General features: G+C 63.2%; 18 protein-coding genes and 3 pseudogenes. 13 read left to right on the forward strand and 8 right to left on the reverse strand.

Annotated elements, in window-relative coordinates:
* Nucleotides 1–181: 181 nt before the first annotated feature.
* Nucleotides 182–1,237 (forward strand): sigma-54-dependent Fis family transcriptional regulator, encoded by a 1,056-nt coding sequence (locus tag KQH60_RS11625; RefSeq protein WP_237576596.1) that lies wholly within the window; start codon nucleotides 182–184, stop codon nucleotides 1,235–1,237.
* A gap of 453 nt (nucleotides 1,238–1,690) precedes the next feature.
* On the opposite strand, the gene KQH60_RS11630 is transcribed toward KQH60_RS11625, so the two are convergent.
* On the reverse strand, nucleotides 1,691–2,989 hold the full coding sequence (locus tag KQH60_RS11630) for an AAA-associated domain-containing protein (protein WP_237576771.1): 1,299 nt from the start codon (nucleotides 2,987–2,989) through the stop codon (nucleotides 1,691–1,693).
* A gap of 65 nt (nucleotides 2,990–3,054) precedes the next feature.
* A complete protein-coding gene (locus KQH60_RS11635) occupies nucleotides 3,055–4,824 on the reverse strand; it encodes an ABC transporter permease subunit (protein WP_237576597.1) in 1,770 nt (589 codons plus the stop codon).
* Between the two features lie 291 nt (nucleotides 4,825–5,115).
* Between KQH60_RS11635 and KQH60_RS11640 the strand changes: the two genes are divergently transcribed.
* Nucleotides 5,116–5,382 carry a hypothetical protein gene (locus KQH60_RS11640; RefSeq protein WP_237576598.1) on the forward strand — a complete coding sequence of 89 codons (267 nt, stop codon included), beginning with the start codon at nucleotides 5,116–5,118 and terminating at the stop codon, nucleotides 5,380–5,382.
* Nucleotides 5,383–5,424: 42 nt separating this feature from the next.
* On the opposite strand, the gene KQH60_RS11645 is transcribed toward KQH60_RS11640, so the two are convergent.
* The gene (locus KQH60_RS11645; protein WP_237576599.1) at nucleotides 5,425–6,723 is read right to left on the reverse strand and encodes an ATP-binding protein; all 1,299 of its coding nucleotides are present in this window, start codon (nucleotides 6,721–6,723) and stop codon (nucleotides 5,425–5,427) included.
* Nucleotides 6,707–7,429: a response regulator gene (locus KQH60_RS11650; RefSeq protein ID WP_237576600.1), complete on the reverse strand. Its 723-nt coding sequence runs from the start codon at nucleotides 7,427–7,429 to the stop codon at nucleotides 6,707–6,709. Before KQH60_RS11650 ends, KQH60_RS11645 begins: the two co-directional genes overlap by 17 nt.
* 387 nt (nucleotides 7,430–7,816) lie before the next feature.
* On the opposite strand from KQH60_RS11650, the gene KQH60_RS11655 reads away from it, so the two are divergent.
* The 4 genes and pseudogenes from KQH60_RS11655 to KQH60_RS11670 form a co-directional block, all read left to right on the forward strand.
* Nucleotides 7,817–8,506: an ABC transporter permease gene (locus KQH60_RS11655; protein WP_237576601.1), complete on the forward strand. Its 690-nt coding sequence runs from the start codon at nucleotides 7,817–7,819 to the stop codon at nucleotides 8,504–8,506.
* A gap of 15 nt (nucleotides 8,507–8,521) precedes the next feature.
* Complete coding sequence (locus KQH60_RS11660; protein WP_237576602.1) at nucleotides 8,522–9,235, forward strand: ABC transporter permease; 714 nt, start codon at nucleotides 8,522–8,524, stop codon at nucleotides 9,233–9,235.
* A 28-nt stretch (nucleotides 9,236–9,263) separates the two neighbouring features.
* Nucleotides 9,264–10,043, forward strand: a complete 780-nt coding sequence (locus KQH60_RS11665; RefSeq protein ID WP_304611069.1) for an ABC transporter ATP-binding protein — start codon at nucleotides 9,264–9,266, stop codon at nucleotides 10,041–10,043.
* 162 nt (nucleotides 10,044–10,205) lie between these two features.
* A pseudogene (locus tag KQH60_RS11670) lies at nucleotides 10,206–10,386 on the forward strand (porin); the annotation flags it as partial.
* A 125-nt stretch (nucleotides 10,387–10,511) separates the two neighbouring features.
* Here KQH60_RS11670 and KQH60_RS11675 read toward each other — a convergent pair.
* The 3 genes from KQH60_RS11675 to zwf all read right to left on the reverse strand — a co-directional run bounded on the left by KQH60_RS11675 (nucleotide 10,512) and on the right by zwf (nucleotide 14,640).
* A complete protein-coding gene (locus KQH60_RS11675) occupies nucleotides 10,512–12,431 on the reverse strand; it encodes a bifunctional transcriptional regulator/glucokinase (protein ID WP_237576604.1) in 1,920 nt (639 codons plus the stop codon).
* On the reverse strand, nucleotides 12,412–13,098 hold the full coding sequence (pgl, locus tag KQH60_RS11680) for a 6-phosphogluconolactonase (protein ID WP_237576605.1): 687 nt from the start codon (nucleotides 13,096–13,098) through the stop codon (nucleotides 12,412–12,414). Before pgl ends, KQH60_RS11675 begins: the two co-directional genes overlap by 20 nt.
* 84 nt (nucleotides 13,099–13,182) lie before the next feature.
* Nucleotides 13,183–14,640, reverse strand: a complete 1,458-nt coding sequence (gene zwf, locus KQH60_RS11685) for a glucose-6-phosphate dehydrogenase (protein WP_237576606.1) — start codon at nucleotides 14,638–14,640, stop codon at nucleotides 13,183–13,185.
* Nucleotides 14,641–14,876: 236 nt separating this feature from the next.
* Here zwf and KQH60_RS11690 point away from each other — a divergent pair.
* The 3 genes and pseudogenes from KQH60_RS11690 to hpaR all read left to right on the forward strand — a co-directional run.
* Nucleotides 14,877–15,302: pseudogene (locus KQH60_RS11690) on the forward strand (carbohydrate ABC transporter permease); the annotation flags it as partial.
* Nucleotides 15,292–15,686 (forward strand): annotated as a pseudogene (locus tag KQH60_RS11695) (carbohydrate ABC transporter permease); the annotation flags it as partial. The pseudogenes KQH60_RS11690 and KQH60_RS11695, both read left to right, overlap by 11 nt.
* Nucleotides 15,687–15,807: 121 nt before the next feature.
* The gene (gene hpaR / locus KQH60_RS11700) at nucleotides 15,808–16,314 is read left to right on the forward strand and encodes a homoprotocatechuate degradation operon regulator HpaR (protein WP_237576607.1); all 507 of its coding nucleotides are present in this window, start codon (nucleotides 15,808–15,810) and stop codon (nucleotides 16,312–16,314) included.
* Nucleotides 16,315–16,413: 99 nt separating this feature from the next.
* On the opposite strand, the gene KQH60_RS11705 is transcribed toward hpaR, so the two are convergent.
* Entirely contained in the window at nucleotides 16,414–17,631 is a 1,218-nt protein-coding gene (locus tag KQH60_RS11705) for a Bcr/CflA family multidrug efflux MFS transporter (protein WP_237576608.1), read from the reverse strand.
* 125 nt (nucleotides 17,632–17,756) lie between these two features.
* On the opposite strand from KQH60_RS11705, the gene hemL reads away from it, so the two are divergent.
* The 4 genes from hemL to ribBA all read left to right on the forward strand — a co-directional run bounded on the left by hemL (nucleotide 17,757) and on the right by ribBA (nucleotide 22,223).
* Entirely contained in the window at nucleotides 17,757–19,040 is a 1,284-nt protein-coding gene (gene hemL, locus KQH60_RS11710; RefSeq protein ID WP_237576609.1) for a glutamate-1-semialdehyde 2,1-aminomutase, read from the forward strand.
* A gap of 17 nt (nucleotides 19,041–19,057) precedes the next feature.
* On the forward strand, nucleotides 19,058–20,206 hold the full coding sequence (ribD, locus tag KQH60_RS11715) for a bifunctional diaminohydroxyphosphoribosylaminopyrimidine deaminase/5-amino-6-(5-phosphoribosylamino)uracil reductase RibD (RefSeq protein WP_237576610.1): 1,149 nt from the start codon (nucleotides 19,058–19,060) through the stop codon (nucleotides 20,204–20,206).
* 12 nt (nucleotides 20,207–20,218) lie between these two features.
* Nucleotides 20,219–20,842, forward strand: a complete 624-nt coding sequence (locus KQH60_RS11720) for a riboflavin synthase (RefSeq protein WP_237576611.1) — start codon at nucleotides 20,219–20,221, stop codon at nucleotides 20,840–20,842.
* Between the two features lie 229 nt (nucleotides 20,843–21,071).
* On the forward strand, nucleotides 21,072–22,223 hold the full coding sequence (gene ribBA, locus KQH60_RS11725; protein ID WP_237576612.1) for a bifunctional 3,4-dihydroxy-2-butanone-4-phosphate synthase/GTP cyclohydrolase II: 1,152 nt from the start codon (nucleotides 21,072–21,074) through the stop codon (nucleotides 22,221–22,223).
* The last annotated feature ends 28 nt before the right edge of the window (nucleotides 22,224–22,251 follow it).

The raw sequence follows: 22,251 nt of genomic DNA on the forward strand, positions 1-22,251 counted from the left end.
GTATAGTTGATTATAAAGAATAAACGACACGCTCGGGGCACGGCAGTGTAACCGCTTCAAACCAGCCGCTCGAAACGTAATTCGTTTACGCCAAAACGTCTGACGTTTCAGAATAAGTAATTGCGGCTGGGTTGGCCCGGGTGGTTAAATAGGGCTTCTTTGCACCAGAAAGCAATACACCATGTCGTCAAGCGAGGCGGACGCACCTGTGGCGTCCGATGAACAGCCATCACCCAAGATCCCGCACCCGAGGGTGCCGGGCCTGAAGTCGTTCGGCCTGCTGTATGGCTCGTCCGACGCCATGCTGGAACTGTACGAGCAAATCGAGCGGGTCGCAGCCACCGACGCAACCGCGTTGATCGTCGGCGAGTCCGGAACCGGCAAGGAGCTGATCGCGCGCACGATCCATGACACCAGCCACCGCAAAGATGGCCCGTTCGTCGCGGTCAATTGCGGTGCCATCCCGGACAACTTGATCGAGGCCGAGTTGTTCGGCCATGAAAAGGGCAGCTTTACGGGCGCCGTACAAGGCCGCATCGGCTACTTCGAACATGCGCATGGCGGCACGCTGTTTCTGGACGAGGTCACCGAGATGTCGCCGGTGCGTCAGGTCAAGCTGCTGCGTGCGTTGGAGACCGGCACGTTCTATCGGGTCGGCGGCAACGAGTTGATCAGCGCCAACGTGCGCGTGATCGCCGCGACCAATCGCGACCCAGCGACCGCGGTCAAGGAAAACGGGCTGCGCGAAGACCTGATGTACCGGCTTGCGGTTTTCCCGTTGCGCGCGCCGCCGCTGCGCGAACGCAATGGCGATCGCGAATTGCTCGCACAGTATTTTTTGGCCGAGTTGAACGCACGGGAAAATACCAGCAAAGCATTCAGCAAGCGCGCGCTCGACACGCTGCGCACTTATTCGTGGCCGGGTAATGTGCGCGAATTGAAAAATGCGGTCTATCGTGCGTTCATTCTGGCGGAGAAAACCGTCGAGATTCAGCACCCTCATCTGGCGTCGCGGGCCAAGAAGCCGGTGCTGCAAGGCGATGCAATGAGCATCTGGATCGGCACGCCGCTTGCCGACGCGCAAAAGCAAGTCATCTTGGCGACCCTAAAGCACTGCGGCGGTGACAAGCGGCGTGCGTCCCAAACCCTGGGCATCAGCCTGAAGACGCTATACAACCGTCTGGGCGCGTACGAGGCGCAGGCGTGCGCGGACTCGCCCGGGAACAACGAAGGCTGAGCCGCTTATTCCGCTTACCCTTGTTCACATTGCCGCACGCACCTAAGCGAAGTGCCTCTATCATTGCGGCTTGCACAACAAATTAGCCGCGCGCGGGGCGCGGCGGCCCTCCCCCGATGCCTGATCCGCAACGCGTACCGCCGCGCCGCACGTGGTCCGGCCACGCCGCACTGGAGGCACGGCAATGATCGTTCGCGCGCGTGTACGCGCCGGCTGGCATCGCGACGCTGGCCGCCGTATGCACGCTGTGCGGCTGTCAGTCGATTGGCGGATTCGCCTGCGCGTGCCAACAAGACGGGCATTGGGAGTGGACAGTCGCCGAGCGGGCCGTCGAGCATTGAGGTTCGCTGCAATAGCCGCCGCGCTCAAGAAGACTTGACGCCTACTGAGGCTCAGCACCTACCGAGACTCAGCACCTACCGAGACTCGGCGCTTATCGAGACACGACATCCATCAGGATTCAACATCCTCCAGGCTGAAGATCTCAGTCTGGTCGTTGTACGAGAAGATCTCGCCGTAGCGGCCCCAATTGATGACCGCGTCGAGCGTTTCCTCCGCGGCACTGTCCGACAAGTAATCCTCGAGTTCCTGCTCAAAACGCACCCGCGGCGCACGATGGCCGGGCCGTTCATTGAGGACCCGCTTGATCCGCGCCGCCAGCGGCACGTGGCGCAGCAGATGATCGGCGAACATCATCTTGCGCTCCTGCGTGCCACATTCGGCGAATACCCGGGCCGGCGGCGTCAGGAAGATATCGCCCTCGCGCACGTCGGCAAAGCCCAGCCATTGCAGCACTTCGGCAATGGGGAACAGGTCGTCAACCTCCAGGTGCAACGTGCGGGCAATCTCGGGCATGTCCGCTCGGCCGTGGTACGGCGCGGCCGCCAGCGTCTCGATTAGGCCGGCCATCAAGTTGGTCGACACGTGTGGCAACCAGCTGTGCAGCTCCAAGCCCTTGCGCGGCGCGCCGGCGCTCGGACGCGCCGTCATCTTCGCGTAGATGTCATCGACCAGACGGCGGAACGCCGGATCGAGCCGGTTGCGCGGATGCTTGAACGGCACCTGAATCTCGGCTAGCACGCGTCCCGGGTTGGACGACAGCACTAAGATCCGGTCACACATGAACACCGCCTCTTCGATATTGTGCGTGACGATCAGCACGGCCTTGATCGGCATGCGGCCTTGCGTCCACAAGTCCAGCATGTCGGTGCGCAACGTCTCGGCAGTGAGCACGTCCAGCGCCGAGAATGGCTCGTCCATCAGCAGCAGCGTCGGATCCACCACCAGCGCACGGGCAAAGCCCACGCGCTGGCGCATCCCGCCGGACAGCTCGCGCGGGTACGCGTTCTCGAATCCGTCCAGCCCGATCAGGTCGATCGCAGCCAGCGCGCGCTCACGCCGGATGCGCACGGGTACGCCCTGGGCCTCCAGGCCCGCTTCGACGTTTTGCAGCACGGTGAGCCACGGGAACAGCGCAAAGGTCTGGAAAACCATCGCGATGCCTTCCGCTGGACCCTGCAGCGGCTGGCCACGATAGGTCACCTCGCCCCCGGACGGCGAAATCAGCCCCGCGATGATGCGCAGCAGCGTGGACTTGCCGGAGCCAGAGCGCCCAAGCAAGCCGACGATCTCGCCCTCGCGGATCGACAGGTTGACGTCGTCGAGCACCAGCAGTTCGCCCTGGGTCTTCTCAAACCCACGCCGTACGTGGTCAACAGATAAAAGGACATCTCCGGGCGTGGGCGCGCTCATGGCGGGCGCTACCGTGACCGGCGCAGCGGCATTCGTGGGATCTTGCATAGCAACCACCGTATCGATCAATCCAGGCGCAGCTTGTTCTCGGCATAGGCGTACATCGGACGCCACAACAAGCGATTGAAGAGTGTGACGAACAACGACATCACCGCGATGCCGAGGATGATCTTGCGATAATCGCCGTCCGTGGTCATCCGCGCGATGTAGGCACCGAGCCCATGCGCGATCACGTGTGTATCGCCCCATTGCACCGCTTCGGACACGATACTCGCATTCCACGCACCGCCGGAGGCGGTGATCGCCCCCGTCACATAATACGGGAAAATACCCGGCAGCATCACCTGCCGCCACCATTGCCAGCCACGAATGCGAAAATTGGTCGCGGCCTCTTTAAAATCGTTCGGATACGCGCTCGCGCCGGCGATCACATTGAATAAGATGTACCACTGCGTGCCAAGCACGATCAGCGGGGAAAGCCAAATGTCCGGGTTCAGCCCAAAACGCACGATCACAATCACGAATACCGGAAACAGCAAGTTGGCCGGGAACGCCGCCAGAAACTGCGCGAGCGGCTGGAGCTTCTCGGCCAGCGCCGGGCGCAAACCGATCAGCACGCCCAATGGGACCCACACGAGCGAGGCGATCGCGATCAGCACGAGCACGCGCGCCAGCGTAATGCATCCCATCGCGAGCACGTGCCCAACCTCATCCCACGTCACCCCAGTGCTCACATAGCCGATTACGCGCCACAACAGGTACACCGTGCCAGCCAGCACCAACCCACCCCAGGCGAGATCGCCAAGCCGTGAGAGCTCGCGGCGCGGCCCCCTCCCGGGCCCGACCAACGGCAGCTTGCGCCAACGCATCGGCAAGCGCGCCATGCGCGCGAACAACCATCCGGCCGGCACCAGCAACTGGTGAATCAACCGAGTGCGGCGCACCAGGTCGAGCAGCCACGATTGGGGCGCGCTCGCCGACGCGGTGTTCTCCATACGGAACTTGTCAGCCCAGGCGACCAGCGGCCGGAACAGCAACTGGTCGTATGCGAGGATCACGAGCGTCATCGTCAAGATCACCCAACCGATCGCCGGCAGGTCGCGCTCGGCAATCGCCTGCGCCAAGTACGCCCCCACGCCGGGCAGCGTGATCGTGTGGTTGCCGACGGTAATCGCCTCAGAGGCGACGACGAAGAACCAACCGCCGGACATCGACATCATCATGTTCCAGATCAGGCCCGGCATCGAAAACGGCACCTCGAGCTTCCAAAAGCGCTGCCAACCTGTCAGGTGAAAGCCACGTGACACTTCGTCCAGGTCGCGCGGCACCGTGCGCAGCGACTGGTAGAAGCTAAACGTCATGTTCCAGGCCTGGCTGGTGAAGATCGCAAAGATCGCCGCGCACTCCGCTCCCGCAACCCGCGTCGGGAACAGCGCAATAAAGAAGGTGACCGTAAACGAGATATAGCCGAGCACCGGCACCGATTGAAGAATATCCAGAATCGGCACCAGCACTTTCTCCGCTCGCCGGCTTTTTGCGGCAAGCGTGCCGTAGGCAAGTGTGAACACGAACGCGGCGAGCATCGCGGCAAGCATCCGCAACGTGGTGCGCAGCGCATATTCCGGCAAATGAATCGGGTTCAGCGAGATCGCCTGAGTCTTCAGCGTCGAGATCGGCGCCATCGTCTGCTCGAAGCCGATCGCGGCCATCGCGATCAGGCCGATGATCAACGGAAAGGCCACGAAATCCCACCGATTGGGCAACAAGCGCCAAGCGGACGCCGTGGCGTCGCGCTTCGGATCGAAGCGAAAACCGAAATTAAAACCGAAATCCATCAGACAAACTCCCCGGCGCTCTCGGGCATGCGGATGGACCGCACCGCCGCGCCGGAGCGCGATGGCAAACGCCGCCCATTTTTAAGACCGCCCCGACACTACACCAAGCACCGTGACCGTTACAACCTTTTAACGTGTTTAACTGGTTTCGTCGTTGCGCGGATGCGGCACGCGCGCCACGTAGCCCAGTTGGGCCAGCCGCACCGATTACCTTACGCGCCGCCCCCCGACGCGGCGCGGCGGCCGTTAACGGTTATCATGATGGGTCAATGAATGATTGCAGGAGGCCGCATGAAGGGAAATCTCGTCATCATCTGTCGTGACCAGAACGCCCATGAGTTCGACGCACTGATGGCCGAATACGGCGCCTTTCAGACGAGGCTATCGTCGACAGCGTGGTACCTAAAGTTCGACACGGCGCCCGACGTGATCCAGGAGGAGATCTTGTCACGGCTGGGCAAGTACACCACGCACTATATCTTTGAGGCCAACAGCGTCACGTACAATACGATCGACAGCGAAGCCGCCGCGGCATTGAATGCCCTGTTCGGTAATTGAAGCGGTCACGCCGGCCTCGCACGCGAAGATGCATGCCACGGGTCAGCGCTGCACGGCGCCCGACTGAGCCGGAAACGCCAGTTCGACGCGCAGGCCACCGCGCTCGTGGTTGCCAATCCGGCATTCGCCGCCCAGCCGGTTCGTGAGCCGCTCGACGATGGCCAACCCGAGCCCGCTATGACCATTGCCACCGCGCGCTGGATCCAGTCGCACGAACGGGCGGCTTGCATTGAGCAGGTCCTGGGGCGAAATGCCGCCGCCCTGGTCGTTGACCGTCAACGTGAAGCCTCGCGCCGTGCGGGCAGTTTCGATCGCCACGGGCGGCGCGCCGTAGGCATGCGCGTTGTCCAGCAGGTTGGACAGCACGCGCTCCAGTGTCGCGGCCGGCAGCACGAAGTCCGGGCCAGCGCGCAGGTCGGTGCAGACCGCGTGCGCCGACGGCGACACCGCGCGATAGGTCCGCGCGATACGGTCGCACTGCTGATCCACGCCCACCGGCTCGCTGCGATCGGTGCCATCGTGCGCAAACACTAGGAACTGGTCGACAATGTGGGTCATCGAGTCGACGTCGCGCACGACGCCGTCACGCGCCTTCGCATCGTCGAGCATCTCCGCGCGCAGCCGCAACCGCGCCAGCGGCGTGCGCAAATCGTGCGCGACGCCAGCAAGCATCACATTGCGATCCTTGTCGGTCTGCGCAAGGTTGCTGACCATCGTGTTAAAGCCGCGCGTGAGCTGACGCAACTCGAGCGGGCCGCGTTCACGCACGGGGGTAACGGGCAGGCCGCGACCAAACCGACCGACAGCCTGCGCCAGCGTGCGCAACGGGCGCTGCAATTGCCAGGCGGCGAACAGCGCCGAGAGCACCGCGCCGGTGAAAATCAGCCCAAGCCACATCAGCGTGCGGTCCAACGGACGGCGCGGCGCACGCAACGGTTGCAGTGGCACGACGATCCAGCGCTTGACCCCCGGTTCGAGCACCCACAGGCTGGATGGCTTGTTGCCACCCTTGGCTCGGATCCGCGTGCCGGGCGGCAAGCGCTCCTCCAGTTCGGACAGGAAATGCTCGACCGGTAGCGGCACGTGCGGGTCCGCCACAGGCGCCGCGCCCGGACTATCGGGCACCACCTTGACTCGCGGCGGCAGCGGCTGCTCGGGCGTGCGCTCGACATGCTGGCGTACCGCCTCGATCAGGAACATCGTTTCCTCGACCGCATAGCGCGCCTGCCACTCGCTGCGCTGCAGCCGGATCAGCGCGAACCATGCAAAGTGCGCGAGCAGTAGCACGCCCACCACCAGCAATGCCAGCCGTCCGAACAACGAATCAAACGGACGCCGCATGGCCTTCGCCGTCCGGCACGAATACGTAGCCACGGCCGCGCACTGTTTGGATGAAACGCGGCGCGGATGGATCGGTCTCCAACGTGCGCCGCAACCGCCACACCTGCACGTCGATTCCGCGGTCGGTACCGTCGTACTCGGGCCCGTGCAACAACTCGAGCAACCGCTCGCGCGTCAGCGTGCGCATCGGATGGTTGACAAAGATTTTCAACAATGCGAATTCGCTGCCCGACAAGGCCACGGGCCTGCCGTCTTGCATCAGTGAGCGGGTCTGGAAATCAAGCGCGAAACGACCGAAGCCGAACGGCTCGCGCTGCTCCGGCGCGGCCGACGGAACGCTGCGGCGACGCCGCAGCACCGCCTGCACACGGGCCAGCAACTCGCGCGGGTTGAACGGCTTGCCGAGATAGTCGTCCGCGCCCAACTCCAGCCCGACGATACGGTCGACGTCGTCCGCACGCGCGGTCAGCATGATCACCGGGATGTCGTCGCCCGCGGCACGCAATTGCCGCAGCGCCGTCAAGCCGTCCACGCCAGGCATCATCAGGTCAAGCACGATCAAGTCGGGCCGTTCCCGCTCGAGCCGCCGCTCCAGCGACGTGGCATCGTGCAGTACCGATACTTCGATACCCTGCCGGGTCAGATAGTCGCGTAACAGATCGCGCAACTCCTGATCGTCGTCGATTACGAGGATTTGAGTAGCCATGAGCAGCAGTTTAACCGTTACCGTCGGACCGGGTCGCCGCGGCAATGCGTATCCGCTGTTACCGGTTGTTACTGCGTCAGCCGGACGTAATCGCGCGTAACAAACGCTACGCCGTGAGTAACACGATCTCCGCAGCCGCCGGCTGCCGCCGAGGGGCAACCCCAATCATTGCCCCTGCCCGGCCGGCGCCGCGCTGGCCAAGCCCGCCCCGCCCCGTGGCGGTCCTCGTGCGCCATTGAGTTAGAATACCGCCCTTCGCGTACCGGGTATCACGCAGACAGGCTGCGTACCGGCATCGTGTCGCGCGCATTTTTGCACCGCCTAACATGGGCGGCATCCCAAAGTGCGTCGGATATTCGATCCATCATTAGACTTACTGACTTCACCATGTTCCTGCAAGGGTATGGCCCCGTCATCGCAGCGGGCACGTGGCAAACCATTCAATTGTCGCTGCTCTCGCTCGCGGTCGCTTTTATGATCGGACTGCTCGGCGCCGCGGCCAAGCTCTCGCGCCGCCGCATGCCGCGCGTAGTCGGCACGGTCTATACCACGCTGATCCGTGGCGTGCCCGATCTGGTGCTGATGTTGCTGGTGTTCTTCAGCATGCAGATCTGGCTGAATCACTTGACCGACCTGATGCAGATCGACCAGATCGACATCGACCCATTCACCGCTGGCGTACTCACGCTGGGCTTCATCTACGGCGCATACTTCACCGAGACATTCCGCGGCGCATTCCTGTCGGTGCCACGCGGCCAGATGGAGGCGGCGGCGGCGTACGGCATGACAGGCTGGCAGGCGTTTTCGCGAGTCATGTTCCCGCAAATGATGCGCTTTGCGCTACCCGGCATCGGCAACAACTGGCAGGTACTCGTCAAGTCGACCGCGCTGGTATCGATCATCGGTCTTGCCGACGTGGTCAAGGCGTCGCAGGACGCCGGCAAGGGCACGATGCGCTTTTTCTTTTTCACAATCATCGCCGGCGTGATCTACTTGGCGATCACGACGCTTTCCAATCTCGTACTGCTGTCCTTGGAGCGCCGCTATTCAACCGGCGTTCGCCGTGCAGATTTCTGACACCCGGACGCGACGATGATCGAACTGCTGCATACCTACTGGAAAGCCTACCTGTTCACCGATGGCTACAACATCACCGGCGTGGCCATCACATTGTGGTTGCTGGTCGTGTCGATCAGCATCGGTTTCTGCCTGTCGATTCCGCTTGCGGTCGCGCGCGTATCTCGGCACAGCTGGATCAGCGCCCCGGTTTGGCTGTATACCTACATATTCCGCGGCACCCCACTCTACGTGCAGTTGCTGCTGTGCTACACCGGCATCTACAGCCTAGAGCTTGTGCGTTCGCACGACTTTCTCAATGCGTTCTTTCGGCAGGGAATGTATTGCACCCTGCTGGCGTTCACGTTGAACACCTGCGCCTACACAACCGAGATATTTGTCGGCGCGATCCGCGCGACGCCGTACGGCGAGATCGAGGCCGCGCGCGCGTACGGCATGTCCGGCTTGGCACTTTACCGGCGCGTGATCCTGCCTTCGGCGCTGCGCCGGGCGCTGCCGTACTACAGCAACGAAGTGATCTTGATGCTGCACGCCACCACGGTCGCCTTCACCGCGACGGTGCCAGACATCTTGAAGGTCGCACGCGACGTCAATTCGGCCACGTATCAATCGTTCGAGGCGTTCGGCATCGCCGCGCTGCTCTATCTGGGCATTTCGTTCACGCTCGTGGGTCTGTTCCGGCGCGCCGAGCAGCGCTGGCTAGCCTACCTGCGGCCGCAAGATCAATAAGTTTAATCCGCGAAAGGCTTAACACGCGATGAATTCGCCCATGTCCAAGTTGTTCGTTGATGATCTGCACAAGCGCTACGGCAGCCAGGAGGTGCTCAAGGGCATCTCGCTCAAGGCCAAGGCCGGCGACGTGATCAGCATCATCGGTTCGTCGGGCTCCGGCAAGAGCACGTTCCTGCGATGCGTGAACTTTCTGGAGCAGCCCAACGCTGGCCGGATCTATGTGGACGGCGTCGAGGTCAAGACCGCGCCGGATCGCGAAGGCAACCTGAAAGTCGTCGACACCCGGCAGTTGCAGCGCATGCGCACCAAGCTGGCGATGGTCTTCCAGCACTTCAACCTGTGGTCGCATATGACGGTGTTGGAAAACCTCACCGAGGCACCCGTGCACGTGCTAGGCCTGTCGCGCGCGCAAGCGCAGGAGCGGGCGCGCCAGTACCTGGATAAGGTTGGGCTCGGCGCATCAGTCGAGAAAAAATACCCATCGCACCTATCCGGTGGGCAGCAGCAGCGCGTGGCCATCGCCCGCGCGCTGGCGATGCACCCGGATGTGATGCTATTCGACGAGCCGACTTCGGCGTTGGACCCTGAGTTGGTCGGCGAAGTGCTGAAGGTGATGCAGACGCTGGCCGAAGAAGGCCGCACGATGATTGTCGTGACGCACGAAATGGCGTTTGCTCGCAACGTGTCAAACCATGTGATGTTCTTGCATCAAGGCCGCGTCGAGGAACAAGGGCCGCCGCATGAGGTATTCGGCCGCACGAAGAGCGAGCGGCTCAAGCAATTCCTATCTGGCAGCCTGAAGTAGTCGTCGGTTGGCCCGTCCCCAGCAGCCGGCTTGGTAGGGGCCGATCTACAAGCGCGACGCCGGCCAGCACCGGATTTCGATGCCCACCTGCGCGCAATACCGGGGTCACCGGTCGCTAACCCACGCCGGCTCGCCTGGGTCCGGGCATCGACCCAGCGCCGTCGCGACACGCTGCTGGACATCCCAGATCGCCACCGTGCGCAACAGCGAGACCGCGAACTTTGGCTTGGACGCCAACAACGCGGGGCCGGGCGGCCCGCAGACCAACGGCGGATATAACGAGAACCCGATCCCGGGCCACAGCCAGAGCGGCGTCTACGCGGCCATCCAGCACGTGTTCTGACCGACTGGCGCGACAACGACAAAGGGGGCCGCCGCCACGCCGGCGGGCAAACGCGGAACGGCCCCCGGGGTTTCTCGCGGCCAGAGGCGCGCATCGGTGCAGATTCGGATGGATCGCACCGTTTTTTATTGCGTATCGCGCCGCTCCAATGCCGCGCCGTGGCTGAGCCAGTCCAGCACCGCCGCGGTGCTTTCGTCGGCATGCCCGCGCGCCGCCTCGACCCCCTGCTGCATGCCCACGTCAGGTAACGCGCGCCGGATCGCGACGCCGACCGCCAATATGTCGATCACCAGCAGGTGCAGCACGCGCGAGATCATCGACAGCTGCGAATCACGGATCTCGATAGGGTCCGTTTCCAGCGCGACGCTCGCACGCTTGGCCAGCGGCGTGTTGCTCGACGTGATCGCAATGACTTGCGCGCCAGCCTGCATCGCCCCCTCCAGCACGCGCAGCAACTCCGGCGCCTGACCGGACTTGGAGACAGCGACGATCACATCGCCCTTGCCCAGTAACGCGGCAGACGCGGCCTGCATGTACAGGTCGCCGTATGCAATGGTTGGGATGCCGAAGCGGAAGAATTTGTAGTGTGCATCCTGAGCGACGATGTTCGAATTGCCCAGGCCGTAAAACTCGATGCGCCGCGCGCTGTTCAGCATATCGATCGCGCGCTCGACGTTGTCGAAGTTCATGTGCTCGCGCAGCTGCAGGAGGGCCGACACGGTGTTGTCGAGCACCTTCGCGCCAAAGTCGGTCGCCGAGTCGCTCAAGTGGACCTGGCTGTGGCTAACCGAGTGCGTGCCAGTTAGGCCAGTGGCCAGCTTGAGCTTGAAGTCAGACAGTCCCTGGCAGCCAAGCGAGCGGCAGAAGCGGATCACGGTCGGCTGGCTCACATCGGCCTTGCGCGCAATGTCGATGATTGGATCGTTGACGATCGAGCGCGGGTGGTTCAACGCCAAGTCCGCTACGCGCCGCTCGGCCGGCGTGAGCACGTCGCGCATCTGCCGGATGCGCTCGAACACGGCTGATCCGCCGCCGGCACGATGCCCGAGTTGCTCGGCCAGGATCGCGGACACGCCGAGGAAGGCCGGATATTGCGCGGTAATCACAAAGGTCGGGATGTTCGCCAAGTACGCCTGGAAACGGCCCTTCGCCTCGAACCGTGCACGAAACGGCGAAGTCGAAAACAACTTACCCAGATGGGGGATGACACCACCGCCGATATAAATGCCGCCCAGCGCGCCGAGTGTCACTGCAATATTGCCGGCAAATGTGCCAAGCACCGCGCAAAAGCACTCCACGGCCGCCAGCGCGAGCGGCTCGGCCGCCTGCGCGCGCCGCACCACGTCGGCCGGCTCGAGTTGCGGGTCAAGCCGTTTCTTGTCGCATGCGGCCAGTGCATGGTAGATCAGTGAGAGCCCCGGTCCTGCGCAAACCCGCTCGAACGACACATGCGGCCACTTCTTGCGCGCATAATGCAACACCCGATCCTCGCGCTCGTCCTGCGGCGAGAAGGTGGCATGCCCGCCTTCACTGCCCAGCGCGATCCAGCGCTCGTTTGCGGGAATCAAACCTGACACACCCAAACCCGTGCCTGGCCCAAGCAGCCCAATCACACTATTCTGCCGGCGCACGCCGCCGCCAATCTGCGTGCGTTGCGCATCGGACAAGCTCGGCAGCGCCATCGCCAACGCGGTGAAGTCATTGACCACCAACAGCGTATCGAAGCCCAATGTGCGGCGCGTGGCCTCGATCGAAAAACTCCAATTGCGGTTGGTCATCTGCACCTGGTCGCCATCGACGGGATTGGCGATTGCAATGGCCGCGTGGTTCACGCGAGCGACCTGGCTGTCCTTCAGGAATTTGCGGATCGCGGCAGCGATACCCGGATAGTCGGCGCAAGGATATACCCGGATATCGTCAATCTGTCCCGGTCCGAATTCCAGTGCGAAACGCGCATTGGTGCCACCTACGTCGGCAAGCAGCCGCGGGCCATCCGGATGTGGACTCTCGCGCGCAAGCACTGCTTTAGGCGCACCAGTAGGCATCGACGTTGACTCCCGTATCGTTGGCTAGCTTGGAAATGGCGTTGTGTTGTGGATGCTCGATCGCGGCGTGCAGCACGTCCAGCTTGCGCTGCCCGGAGACCAACAGAAACAGCCGGCCGATTTGCCTGAGCGCCGACAGCGACAAACTGACCCGCAGATGCGGCGCCTGCCGAGGCTCGACCAGCACATAGCGCTCGTGGGTTCGTGTGGCCACATCCCACTGCGGCGCGTCGGCAAAGATCGATGCCGTGTGGCCATCCTCGCCCATACCGAGCACAGCCACGTTGGGCAGCGCGCGCGAGGCATCTGCGTTCAGTGCCGCGATGTGGGCAGCGGGCGCCTGCTCAACGTCGACCAGTGGCCAGAACACGGCCTTGCGCGCCGCGTGCTGCAGCAACGTGTCGCGCACGAGTCGCGCATTGCTGTCGGCATGCATCGGCGAGACCCAGCGATCGTCGACCAGGGTGACGTCGATGCGCGCCCAATCGAGCGCGCGCCGTGACAAAGCCTGCAAAAACGGCCGTGGGCTCGTGCCGCCCGATACCGCGAGCGTGGCACGAGCCGCGCCGGTACGCGCGGCCAGCGATGACTGCAACGCGTCGCCGACCGCCTGCGACAGCGCGTCCTGCTGGGCGCGCGGATTGTCAAAAGCGTGAAGCTTGATCACTTCTCCTCCGTAGACTCCCTGCGACCGCCCACCGACATTGCGGGCGGGCCGGTCGCTACTACTCGAGCAAGCGCGACGCACCTGCTAGTTCTCTTCTTCAAGCCAGCATGTACCATGCTGGGCGAGCATCGCGCTCGCCGCAGCCGGGCCCCATGTCCCCGCCGCATATGGCTTAGGCGACGTGCCGGGACGAGCCCATTCGTCCAGGATCGGCTCGACCCACTTCCACGCCGCCTCTTGCTCATCCCGACGCACGAACAATGCCAGCCGGCCGTTGATCACGTCCAACAACAGGCGCTGGTATGCTTCCATGCGATCTTCCTTGAAGAACTGGTCGAACGCCAAGTCCAGGTGCACGCTTTGCAGGTTCATTCCCTCGCCGGGCTGCTTGGCCAGGCAATATAGCCGGATCGATTCGTTGGGCTGCAGCCGGATCACCAGACGATTGGCGCCATTGCGCAGCGCCATCGGGCCGAGCGCCGAGTGCGGGACCGTGCGGAAATTAACGACGATTTCCGCGACGCGATCGGCAAGCCGCTTGCCGGTGCGCAGGAAAAACGGCACGCCGGCCCAGCGCCAGTTCTCGATCTCGGCCTTCAACGCGACGAAGGTCTCGGTCGTGCTCGATGCGCTCACGCCATGCTCGCTCACATAGGCGGGCACCGCACTACCCTTGACCACGCCCGCATGATACTGACCGCGTACCGCGACGCGACTGATGTCGCGCGGCTCGACGGGCTTGAGCGCGCGCAGCACGCGCAGTTTTTCGTCACGCACCGCGTCGGCATTCATCGAGTGAGGCGGCTCCATCGCCACGATCGACAGCAGTTGCAGCAGGTGGTTCTGCACCATGTCGCGCAACGCGCCGGTATTGTCGTAGAAGTCGCCCCGTCCCTCGACGCCCAATTCCTCGGCAATCGTGATTTGGATGCTCTCGACCCACTCGCGGCGCCACAGCGGCTCGAACAGTGTGTTGCCGAAACGCAGCGCGAGCAGGTTCTGAACGGGTTCCTTGCCCAGGTAGTGATCGATCCGGTAGATCTGGCCTTCCGCGAAGATCTCGCCGACCGCGTCGTTGATCGCGTTGGATGACACCAGGTCGTAGCCCAGCGGCTTCTCCAGCACGATGCGCGCGCCCTCACTCAAGCCTACGGACGCCAGCGCACGACAGATCGGCACGAATAGCGACGGCCCGGTAGCCAAGTAGAACACCCGAATGCCGGGCAGTGGCGCAATCGCGTCGCGTAGCAGCGCATAGTCGTCCGGCTGTCCGAGGTCGATCTGCACGAATAGGATGCGTTCAAGAAAGCTGTTCCACGAGGCATCGTCGCCGGCCGGCTTCACGTGCTGGCGCACATGCGTGTGCATCCATTGCACGTACGCGTGGCGCTCGCCGATGCCACGCGCGACCGCCACGATCCTGCCTGCCGCAGGCAGCATGCCGCCGCGGTGCGCGTGGTACAACGCCGGCAAGATCTTGCGCATCGACAGATCGCCGGTGCCGCCGAAAAGGACGAACGTAAAGCCTGAATCAACTTGCATGGTGTGTTGACGGTGACGTTGGAAACCTGGCGCGGGCAGGCCGTCGCGCGAGGCGCACAATCGACCGTAGCCCGATAGAAATATTCTTAACACTCAATGTAGTCTAACTACAATTCCAATTAAGCGATACATTCAGTACAACACAAACATCACCATAACAATGCGTTGCGGTACGATCTAACGGTTCGGCAAAGGTAAGCGAATGGTTGCTCGACACCATTCGTCACAAAGCGTGCGACCAGGCAATCTTCTGCGTGGTGATCGCCGCAGTGTGCCCGTCAACCGGGTTCGTGATGGCGCTGTTCCTGGCCGGCTTGCGCGGCGTGGACAGCGAGATCGTCAAGGCCGCGCAAGTCAACGGCGCGACACGGCCCACGATTTACCGCAAGATCGTGATCCCGAGCATGCGCCTGGTGCTCTTTTCAGTACTGCTGATCTTGTGCCCTATCACGATCAAGACGCTCGGCCTGGTCATCGCGCTGACTGCCAACGGGCCGGGCACATTGTCGTCGCTGCCGGCCATTTTCATGTACACGTTCTCGTTCAACCGGGGGCAATTCGGCATGGGCGCCGCATCGTCGATGATGATGCTGGCCACGGTGATCGCGGTATTCATGCCGCTCCTGTATTTGGAGTCAACGAGCACTCGCAATGCAGCCTGACCCGCACGCCTGGCGCGTATTGATCTACGCAGTCCTGATCTTGTTCATACTGTATTTTCTATTCCCATCTATTGGATGGTGTCCACGTCGTTCAAAGACATCGACTGGTTGCACACTGGCAACCTGCGCATACCGCCCTCGACGTGGCGCTTCGCGACGTGGACCAAGACGTGGAGCCACGCATGGACTGGCGTGCGCTGCGAAGGTATGCAGCCGTTGTTCATGAACTCGGTGAAGAGGGTGATGCCCTCCGGGTTGATTTCCTCGATCATCGGTGCGTTCAACGGCTATGTGCTCACGCATTGGCGTTTTCGCGGCGCGGACGCGTTGTTGACAATGCTGCTGATGGACTGTTTCATCCCGCTCCAGACCATTCTGCTGCCGAGGACTACATTGCTGTTATCCCGATCGGCACGATTGACGACAACATCGGACACCACGCATGAGCACTGCGTTGTGGAACGTATAATACGGTGCTTCGCCACACGCTTGACTCCACACGACGATGACCGGTGAATTTGACCATCGCAACCTTGCGATGCTCCTACTCCAGGCCCGCGAAAGCGTCATGGGCATGTTCCGCCCGGTGCTCAAGCAATTCTCGCTGACCGAGCAGCAGTGGCGAATCATACGCGCGCTGAACGACCACCCGCGTCAGGAAATGGAAGCTGGGCAGATCGCGCGAGTTTGCTGTATTCTCAGTCCGAGCCTGACCGGGGTGCTTGAACGGATGGATCGGGACGGGCTGATTTGCCGCTCGCGCGTCGCGTCCGACCAGCGCAAGGTGATCGTGAGTTTGACGCCGCAAAGCCAGGCGCTCGTCAAACGGATTAGTCCGCTGATCGACGAACAATACCGGTCATTGGAACACAAGATCGGCGCAACGACACTGGCCGAGGCCTACCGCCTGCTGGACACGTTGATCGAGACGCTACCCGGCGATGCACCCGCTGACAGCGGCAGCGACGCGTCGCGTTGGACCAAGCGCGCGATGAGCAATACGGCTGACTGAAACCCGCTTGGCCGGACCGTCGCCGGCCCCTTTCGCCGCTGGCGCCCTTGTGCCTTGTGCGCCTGCTGCCGCTGGCCGGCACTCGACCGTTAGCGGGCCTCACCCCATCTCCAATAGCCGGTGCGAGCGGGCCACAAGCCGATATCCGACATAGGTCAACACGCCGCAGGCGCCGATCACGATCCCCATCGCGCGTGGCGAGCCATCCTGCAAGCCGCTGACCGCCAGGCTCGACAACGCGCCGAGCGCCAATTGCATCGCGCCAAACACCGCCGCCGCCGCACCGGCGTTGCGCGGATAACGGTGCATCAGATCAGTCGTGCAGTTCGCGCCGAGCACACCCACCATGCTAACCACGAAAAATAGCGTCACGACAATCGAGCGCAGGCCGCCCCAGCCGGTGGTGCAGACCACGAACACCCCGAGCGAGGCGAGCAGATACACCTGCGACGAGGCCGAAATCATGCGCAGCGTGCCGAGTGCGGCAACCAGCCGTACATTAAGGAAATTCCCCGCCATGACACCGACGACGTTCAGCGCAAAGAACAACCCATAGGCCTGCGCCGACACATGGAAGTAATCGATGTAGATGAACGGCGTGGCCGTGATGTAAGCGAACATGCCGGCGAACGCCATGCCACCACAGAGCATGTGGCCCCACGTCACCGGGTCGGTCAGCAAGCGCCCGTACACGGCGAATGACGCGGTGAGCGTGTTCTCGTGCCGCTTGTGCGACGGCCACGTTTCCGGAACCTTGCGCACCGCCATGATGGCACAGGCTGCGCCGAACAGCGCCAGTGATACAAACACTGCGCGCCAGCCGCCGAGCAGCAGCAGCTGCCCGCCCACCAGCGGTGCGAGTAACGGCCCGATCGAGGTAACGATGGCCAGCATCGACAGCACACGGGCCGCATCGGTGGGGCCATGCACATCTCGCGCGATCGCGCGCGCGAGCACCGACGCAGCGCCGGCGCCCAGCGCCTGCAGAAAGCGCACCGCGATCAGCCAGCCGATCGACGACGCGAGCGCACAGGCAATGCTGGCCAGCCCATACAGCACGATGCCACCGATCAAGATCGAGCGCCGACCATAGGCGTCGGACAGTGGGCCATACAGCAGCATGCCAATTGAAAAGCCCAGCATAAAGCTGGTCAGCGTCACCTGTGCGGCCGAGGCGCTGATGTCGAAAGCCGCTGCCAGCGACGGCAGGCTCGGTAGGTATATGTCGATCGAGATCGGGCCACACGCGGCGAGCGCGCCAAGCAAGAGGATCAAGCGCCAATCGAGCCGGCGGCGAACAGTCTGGGAAACGGGCATGGAGACACTGCGAGAGGCCGCGCGCACGGCCTTTCATACATTAACAAATTCATTGTACGCGACGGCGTCGCGCGCCGCTCCGGTACAATGCCTAAATGTCATTGCTGCAACGCGGGATTGATTCGATGTCCAAGAGCCAACTTCTTTTCGAACGGGCCCAACGCTCGATTCCGGGCGGCGTCAATTCGCCGGTGCGCGCTTTCCGCTCAGTCGGCGGCACGCCGCGCTTCATCGCGCGCGCACACGGCCCGTATTTATGGGACGCAGACGGACAGCGCTACATCGACTACATCGGTTCGTGGGGCCCGATGATTCTCGGGCACCTGAATCCGGACGTACTGGCCGCGGTCCAGCGCGCGCTCGCGTCGGGCTTCTCATTCGGCGCGCCGACCGAGGCGGAGATCGACATCGCCGAGCAGATCTGTCGCCTTATGCCATCGATCGAGCAAATCCGCATGGTCTCGAGCGGCACTGAGGCCACGATGAGCGCGTTGCGGCTCGCCCGCGGGTTCACCGGGCGCAGCCGCATCGTCAAGTTCGAAGGCTGCTATCACGGCCATGCCGACAGCCTGCTCGTGAAGGCCGGGTCCGGATTGCTGACATTTGGCAACCCCACCTCGGCCGGTGTGCCGCCCGACATCGCGCATCACACAACCGTGCTCGAGTACAACAACGTCGAGCAGTTAAACGAAGCATTCAGCGCATTCGGCACGGAAATCGCAGCGGTCATCGTCGAGCCGATCGCCGGCAACATGAATCTCGTGCGAGCGTCGGCTGAATTCCTCGCCGCGTTGCGCAAGCAGTGCACCGAGTACGGCAGCGTGCTGATTTTTGACGAGGTCATGTGCGGTTTTCGCGTCGCGCTTGGCGGCGCGCAGCAGCTGTTCAATATCGTGCCGGATCTGACCTGCCTGGGTAAGGTCATCGGCGGCGGGATGCCGATCGCCGCGTTCGGTGGCCGGCGCGACATCATGGCACACCTGGCGCCGCTGGGCGGCGTCTACCAAGCCGGCACCCTATCAGGCAACCCACTCGCGGTCGCTGCCGGCCTTGAAACGCTGCGCCAGATTCAAGCGCCCGGCTTCTATGACCGTCTGTCCCAGCAGAGCGCGCGGCTCGCCAGTGGGCTGCAGGCCGCCGCGCGCGACGCGGGCGTGCCGTTCAGCGCGGACTCGCTGGGCGGCATGTTCGGCCTATATTTCGCTTCACAAGTACCGCGCAGCTTTGCTGAGGTGATGCGCTGCGACGTGCCCCGCTTCAACGCGTTCTTCCACGCGATGCTCGATGCCGGCGTGCATTTCGCCCCATCGGCATACGAGGCCGGCTTCGTGTCGATCACGCACGACGACGCGATCATCGATGAAACGCTGTCGATCGCCCGCACCGTGTTCGCTGCGCTGCAGCGCTGAGCGCCGGTTCCCCTGCCATGTTCTCAGACTTTGATCGCTTGCAAATGCAGCGCGCGCTCGTGCTCGCCGAGCGTGGGTTGTACACGACGTCGCCGAACCCGCGCGTGGGATGCGTACTCGTCAAGGATGGCGAAGTCATTGGCGAAGGCTTCACGCAGCCGGCCGGGCAAGACCACGCGGAAATCTGCGCACTGAAAGACGCCCGCTCACGCGGGCACACCCCCGCCGGCGCCACCGCCTATGTGACGCTTGAGCCTTGCAGCCACTTCGGTCGCACGCCACCCTGCGCGAACACGCTGGTCGAGGCCGGCATTGCGCGGGTGATCGCCGCGATGGAGGATCCCAACCCGCAGGTCAGCGGCCGTGGCCTGGGCCTCCTGCGCGATGCGGGCGTGGACGTGCGCTGCGGACTGCTTGCGCATGAGGCGCAGGAGTTGAACGTCGGCTTCGTATCGCGGATGACGCGTGGCGTGCCATGGGTGCGGCTCAAGATCGCCGCGACGTTGGACGGTCGCACCGCGTTGCCGAACGGTCAAAGCCAGTGGATCACGTCGAGCGCCGCGCGCACGGACGGGCACGCATGGCGCGCTCGCGCGTGCGCGATCCTAACCGGCATCGGTACGGTGCGCGAGGACGATCCGCAGATGACCGTGCGCGCGGTGCCCACGCCTCGCCAACCACTGCGCGTGCTGGTGGACAGCCGTCTGGACGTGCCGCTGGATGCAAGGATGCTAGCCGGCGCACCACCGCTGGTCATCTGCGCGCACGACGACGGAGCATTCGCCCCGCGCGCGCATGCGTTGCGCGCGGCCGGCGCCGAAGTGATTGCGTTGCCGAACCGCTCCGGTAAGGTTGACCTGCCGGCTGCGCTACGGCTGCTCGCTGCGCGTGGCGTCAACGAATTGCATGTCGAGGCGGGCTACAAGCTCAACGGCTCATTGTTGCGCGAAGGCTGCGTTGACGAACTGCTGCTCTACATCGCCCCGGCCCTGCTCGGCAACGCGACCGGCATGTTCAACCTCGAGCCGCCGCCGGCGCTCGATCAGCGGATACGGCTACGATATCATTCGATCGAGCGAATGGGCGAGGATCTACGGGTCCTCGCCAGGCTCGTTGCAGCCGAATCCGACAACGCCCCGCAAACGGGCGATCCGCGCTCACAATGAAGGGATTCTTGTATGTTCACAGGCATCGTCGCGGCGATCGGCCACATTGAATCGGTCACCCCGCTGGGCGTGTCCGTCGAGGACGGCGTGCGCCTGTCGATCGCCGCCGGCACGCTCGATCTGTCCGATGTCGGATTGGGTGACAGCATCGCAGTGCAAGGCGCGTGCTTGACGGTCGTCGACAAGACATCGACGCAGTTCGAAGTCGACGTGTCGCGGGAAACGCTGAACTGCACTGCCGGGTTTGCACAGCCTGGCGAAGTGAACCTCGAAAAAGCACTGCGTGCGCATGAACGCCTGGGCGGCCACCTGGTCAGCGGACATGTCGACGGGCTCGGCCAGGTCAGCCGCTTCGAGCCGGTGGGCGAATCGCATGAATTGTGCATCGTCGCGCCGTCCTCGCTCGCGAAGTACCTCGCGTACAAAGGGTCTGTCACGATCAACGGTGTCAGCCTGACAGTGAATGTCGTGCAGGACCGGGACAAGGGATGCGAGTTCTCGATCAACGTGATCCCGCACACGATACAGATGACCACACTGCAGCACCTGCGCGTTGGCGACGCGGTCAATCTCGAAGTCGATATGATTGCGCGGTATGTCGAGCGGATGCTCAGCGCGTCTCAGATAGGTGATTGACATTTAAAAAAGATAAGAGAGCGCGCCTGCGTCGGTTATCGCCATGTTCGTCCCGCTGCACGACGTGCGTCCGACCGCCCGGTGACACGGTCAACCGTCGCGAAGCTCTGCGCTGCCCGTACCGACGCACGACTGACATAGAACCGACGTAAAACCAGCATCGGAATCGGCTTTTGACGCGGTGCTGACGTAAAATAGCGGTTTTCCTATCGCGCCACCATCGTCCACCATGACACTCGCTTCCACGCAAGAGATCATTGCCGAACTCAAAGCCGGCAGAATGGTCATCCTCGTTGACGAAGAAGACCGCGAGAACGAGGGCGACTTGGTGCTGGCCGCTGATTTCGTCACACCGGAAGCGATCAACTTCATGGCTCGCTATGGCCGCGGGCTGATTTGCCTGACGCTGACGCAGGAGCGCTGCCGCGCATTGAATCTGCCGCTCATGACGCAGCGCAACGGCACGCAATACGGCACGGCGTTCACGGTCAGCATCGAGGCCGCGGAAGGCGTGACCACCGGCATCTCCGCTGCCGACCGTGCACGCACGGTCCAGGCGGCCGTCGCGCGCGACGCTCGAGCTGAGGATATCGTACAACCGGGACACGTGTTTCCGATCATGGCGCAGCCCGGTGGCGTGCTGGTGCGCGCCGGCCATACCGAGGCCGGTTGCGACCTGACGGCGCTGGCCGGGCTCACGCCGGCATCGGTGATCTGCGAGGTGATCAAGGACGATGGCACGATGGCACGCTTGCCTGACCTCGTCGAGTTCGCCGCGCAGCACGGGTTGAAAGTCGGCACGATCGCAGACTTGATCCAATACCGCAGTCGCACCGAATCGATCATCGAACGCGTGGCGCAGCGCACGATGCATACCGCGCACGGACCGTTTAATGCGGTACTGTTCCACGACAAGCCGAGCGGCGCACCGCATCTGGCGCTGGTGCGCGGGCAACCCTCACCTGAGGTCGAGACCCTGGTACGGGTACACGAGCCGCTGTCGATCCTCGACTTGATCGAAACGGGTGTCAGTACACACTCCTGGACATTAGATGCGGCGCTGCGCGAAATTGCCCAGCGGGAAACCGGCGTCGTGGTGTTGCTCAATGTGCACGAGTCCGGCGAGCGGCTGCTGGACGTATTCGAGGCATTCGAGCGGCAGGATAAGGCAGCCGAACTCAAGCGCCGTCCGGTCGATTTCAAAACGTACGGCGTCGGCGCGCAGATCCTGCATGAGTTGCATGTCGGCAAAATGCGGGTCTTGTCGAATCCGCGCAGGATGGGCAGCATGTCGGGGTACGGCCTCGAGGTCACCGGTTTCGAGCCCATGCCGGCAGCAGCACACAGATTCGCGGGCAGCGGTCCGCATTCGCACGAATAGGGCGACGCGCGCGGTATCTGCCTATTCT

Origin of the sequence: Mycetohabitans sp. B8, assembly GCF_021991875.1 — a bacterium.
Taxonomy (GTDB): Bacteria; Pseudomonadota; Gammaproteobacteria; order Burkholderiales; family Burkholderiaceae; genus Mycetohabitans.

What these genes read in the sequence shown, in the direction of transcription:
- KQH60_RS11625 (WP_237576596.1), top strand. Translation starts at nt 182, where the DNA reads ATGTCGTCAAGCGAGGCGGACGCACCTGTGGCGTCCGATGAACAGCCA.
- KQH60_RS11630 (WP_237576771.1), bottom strand. Translation starts at nt 2,989, where the DNA reads ATGAGCGCGCCCACGCCCGGAGATGTCCTTTTATCTGTTGACCACGTA.
- KQH60_RS11635 (WP_237576597.1), bottom strand. Translation starts at nt 4,824, where the DNA reads ATGGATTTCGGTTTTAATTTCGGTTTTCGCTTCGATCCGAAGCGCGAC.
- KQH60_RS11640 (WP_237576598.1), top strand. Translation starts at nt 5,116, where the DNA reads ATGAAGGGAAATCTCGTCATCATCTGTCGTGACCAGAACGCCCATGAG.
- KQH60_RS11645 (WP_237576599.1), bottom strand. Translation starts at nt 6,723, where the DNA reads ATGCGGCGTCCGTTTGATTCGTTGTTCGGACGGCTGGCATTGCTGGTG.
- KQH60_RS11650 (WP_237576600.1), bottom strand. Translation starts at nt 7,429, where the DNA reads ATGGCTACTCAAATCCTCGTAATCGACGACGATCAGGAGTTGCGCGAT.
- KQH60_RS11655 (WP_237576601.1), top strand. Translation starts at nt 7,817, where the DNA reads ATGTTCCTGCAAGGGTATGGCCCCGTCATCGCAGCGGGCACGTGGCAA.
- KQH60_RS11660 (WP_237576602.1), top strand. Translation starts at nt 8,522, where the DNA reads ATGATCGAACTGCTGCATACCTACTGGAAAGCCTACCTGTTCACCGAT.
- KQH60_RS11665 (WP_304611069.1), top strand. Translation starts at nt 9,264, where the DNA reads ATGAATTCGCCCATGTCCAAGTTGTTCGTTGATGATCTGCACAAGCGC.
- KQH60_RS11675 (WP_237576604.1), bottom strand. Translation starts at nt 12,431, where the DNA reads ATGCCTACTGGTGCGCCTAAAGCAGTGCTTGCGCGCGAGAGTCCACAT.
- zwf (WP_237576606.1), bottom strand. Translation starts at nt 14,640, where the DNA reads ATGCAAGTTGATTCAGGCTTTACGTTCGTCCTTTTCGGCGGCACCGGC.
- hpaR (WP_237576607.1), top strand. Translation starts at nt 15,808, where the DNA reads ATGACCGGTGAATTTGACCATCGCAACCTTGCGATGCTCCTACTCCAG.
- KQH60_RS11705 (WP_237576608.1), bottom strand. Translation starts at nt 17,631, where the DNA reads ATGCCCGTTTCCCAGACTGTTCGCCGCCGGCTCGATTGGCGCTTGATC.
- hemL (WP_237576609.1), top strand. Translation starts at nt 17,757, where the DNA reads ATGTCCAAGAGCCAACTTCTTTTCGAACGGGCCCAACGCTCGATTCCG.
- ribD (WP_237576610.1), top strand. Translation starts at nt 19,058, where the DNA reads ATGTTCTCAGACTTTGATCGCTTGCAAATGCAGCGCGCGCTCGTGCTC.
- KQH60_RS11720 (WP_237576611.1), top strand. Translation starts at nt 20,219, where the DNA reads ATGTTCACAGGCATCGTCGCGGCGATCGGCCACATTGAATCGGTCACC.
- ribBA (WP_237576612.1), top strand. Translation starts at nt 21,072, where the DNA reads ATGACACTCGCTTCCACGCAAGAGATCATTGCCGAACTCAAAGCCGGC.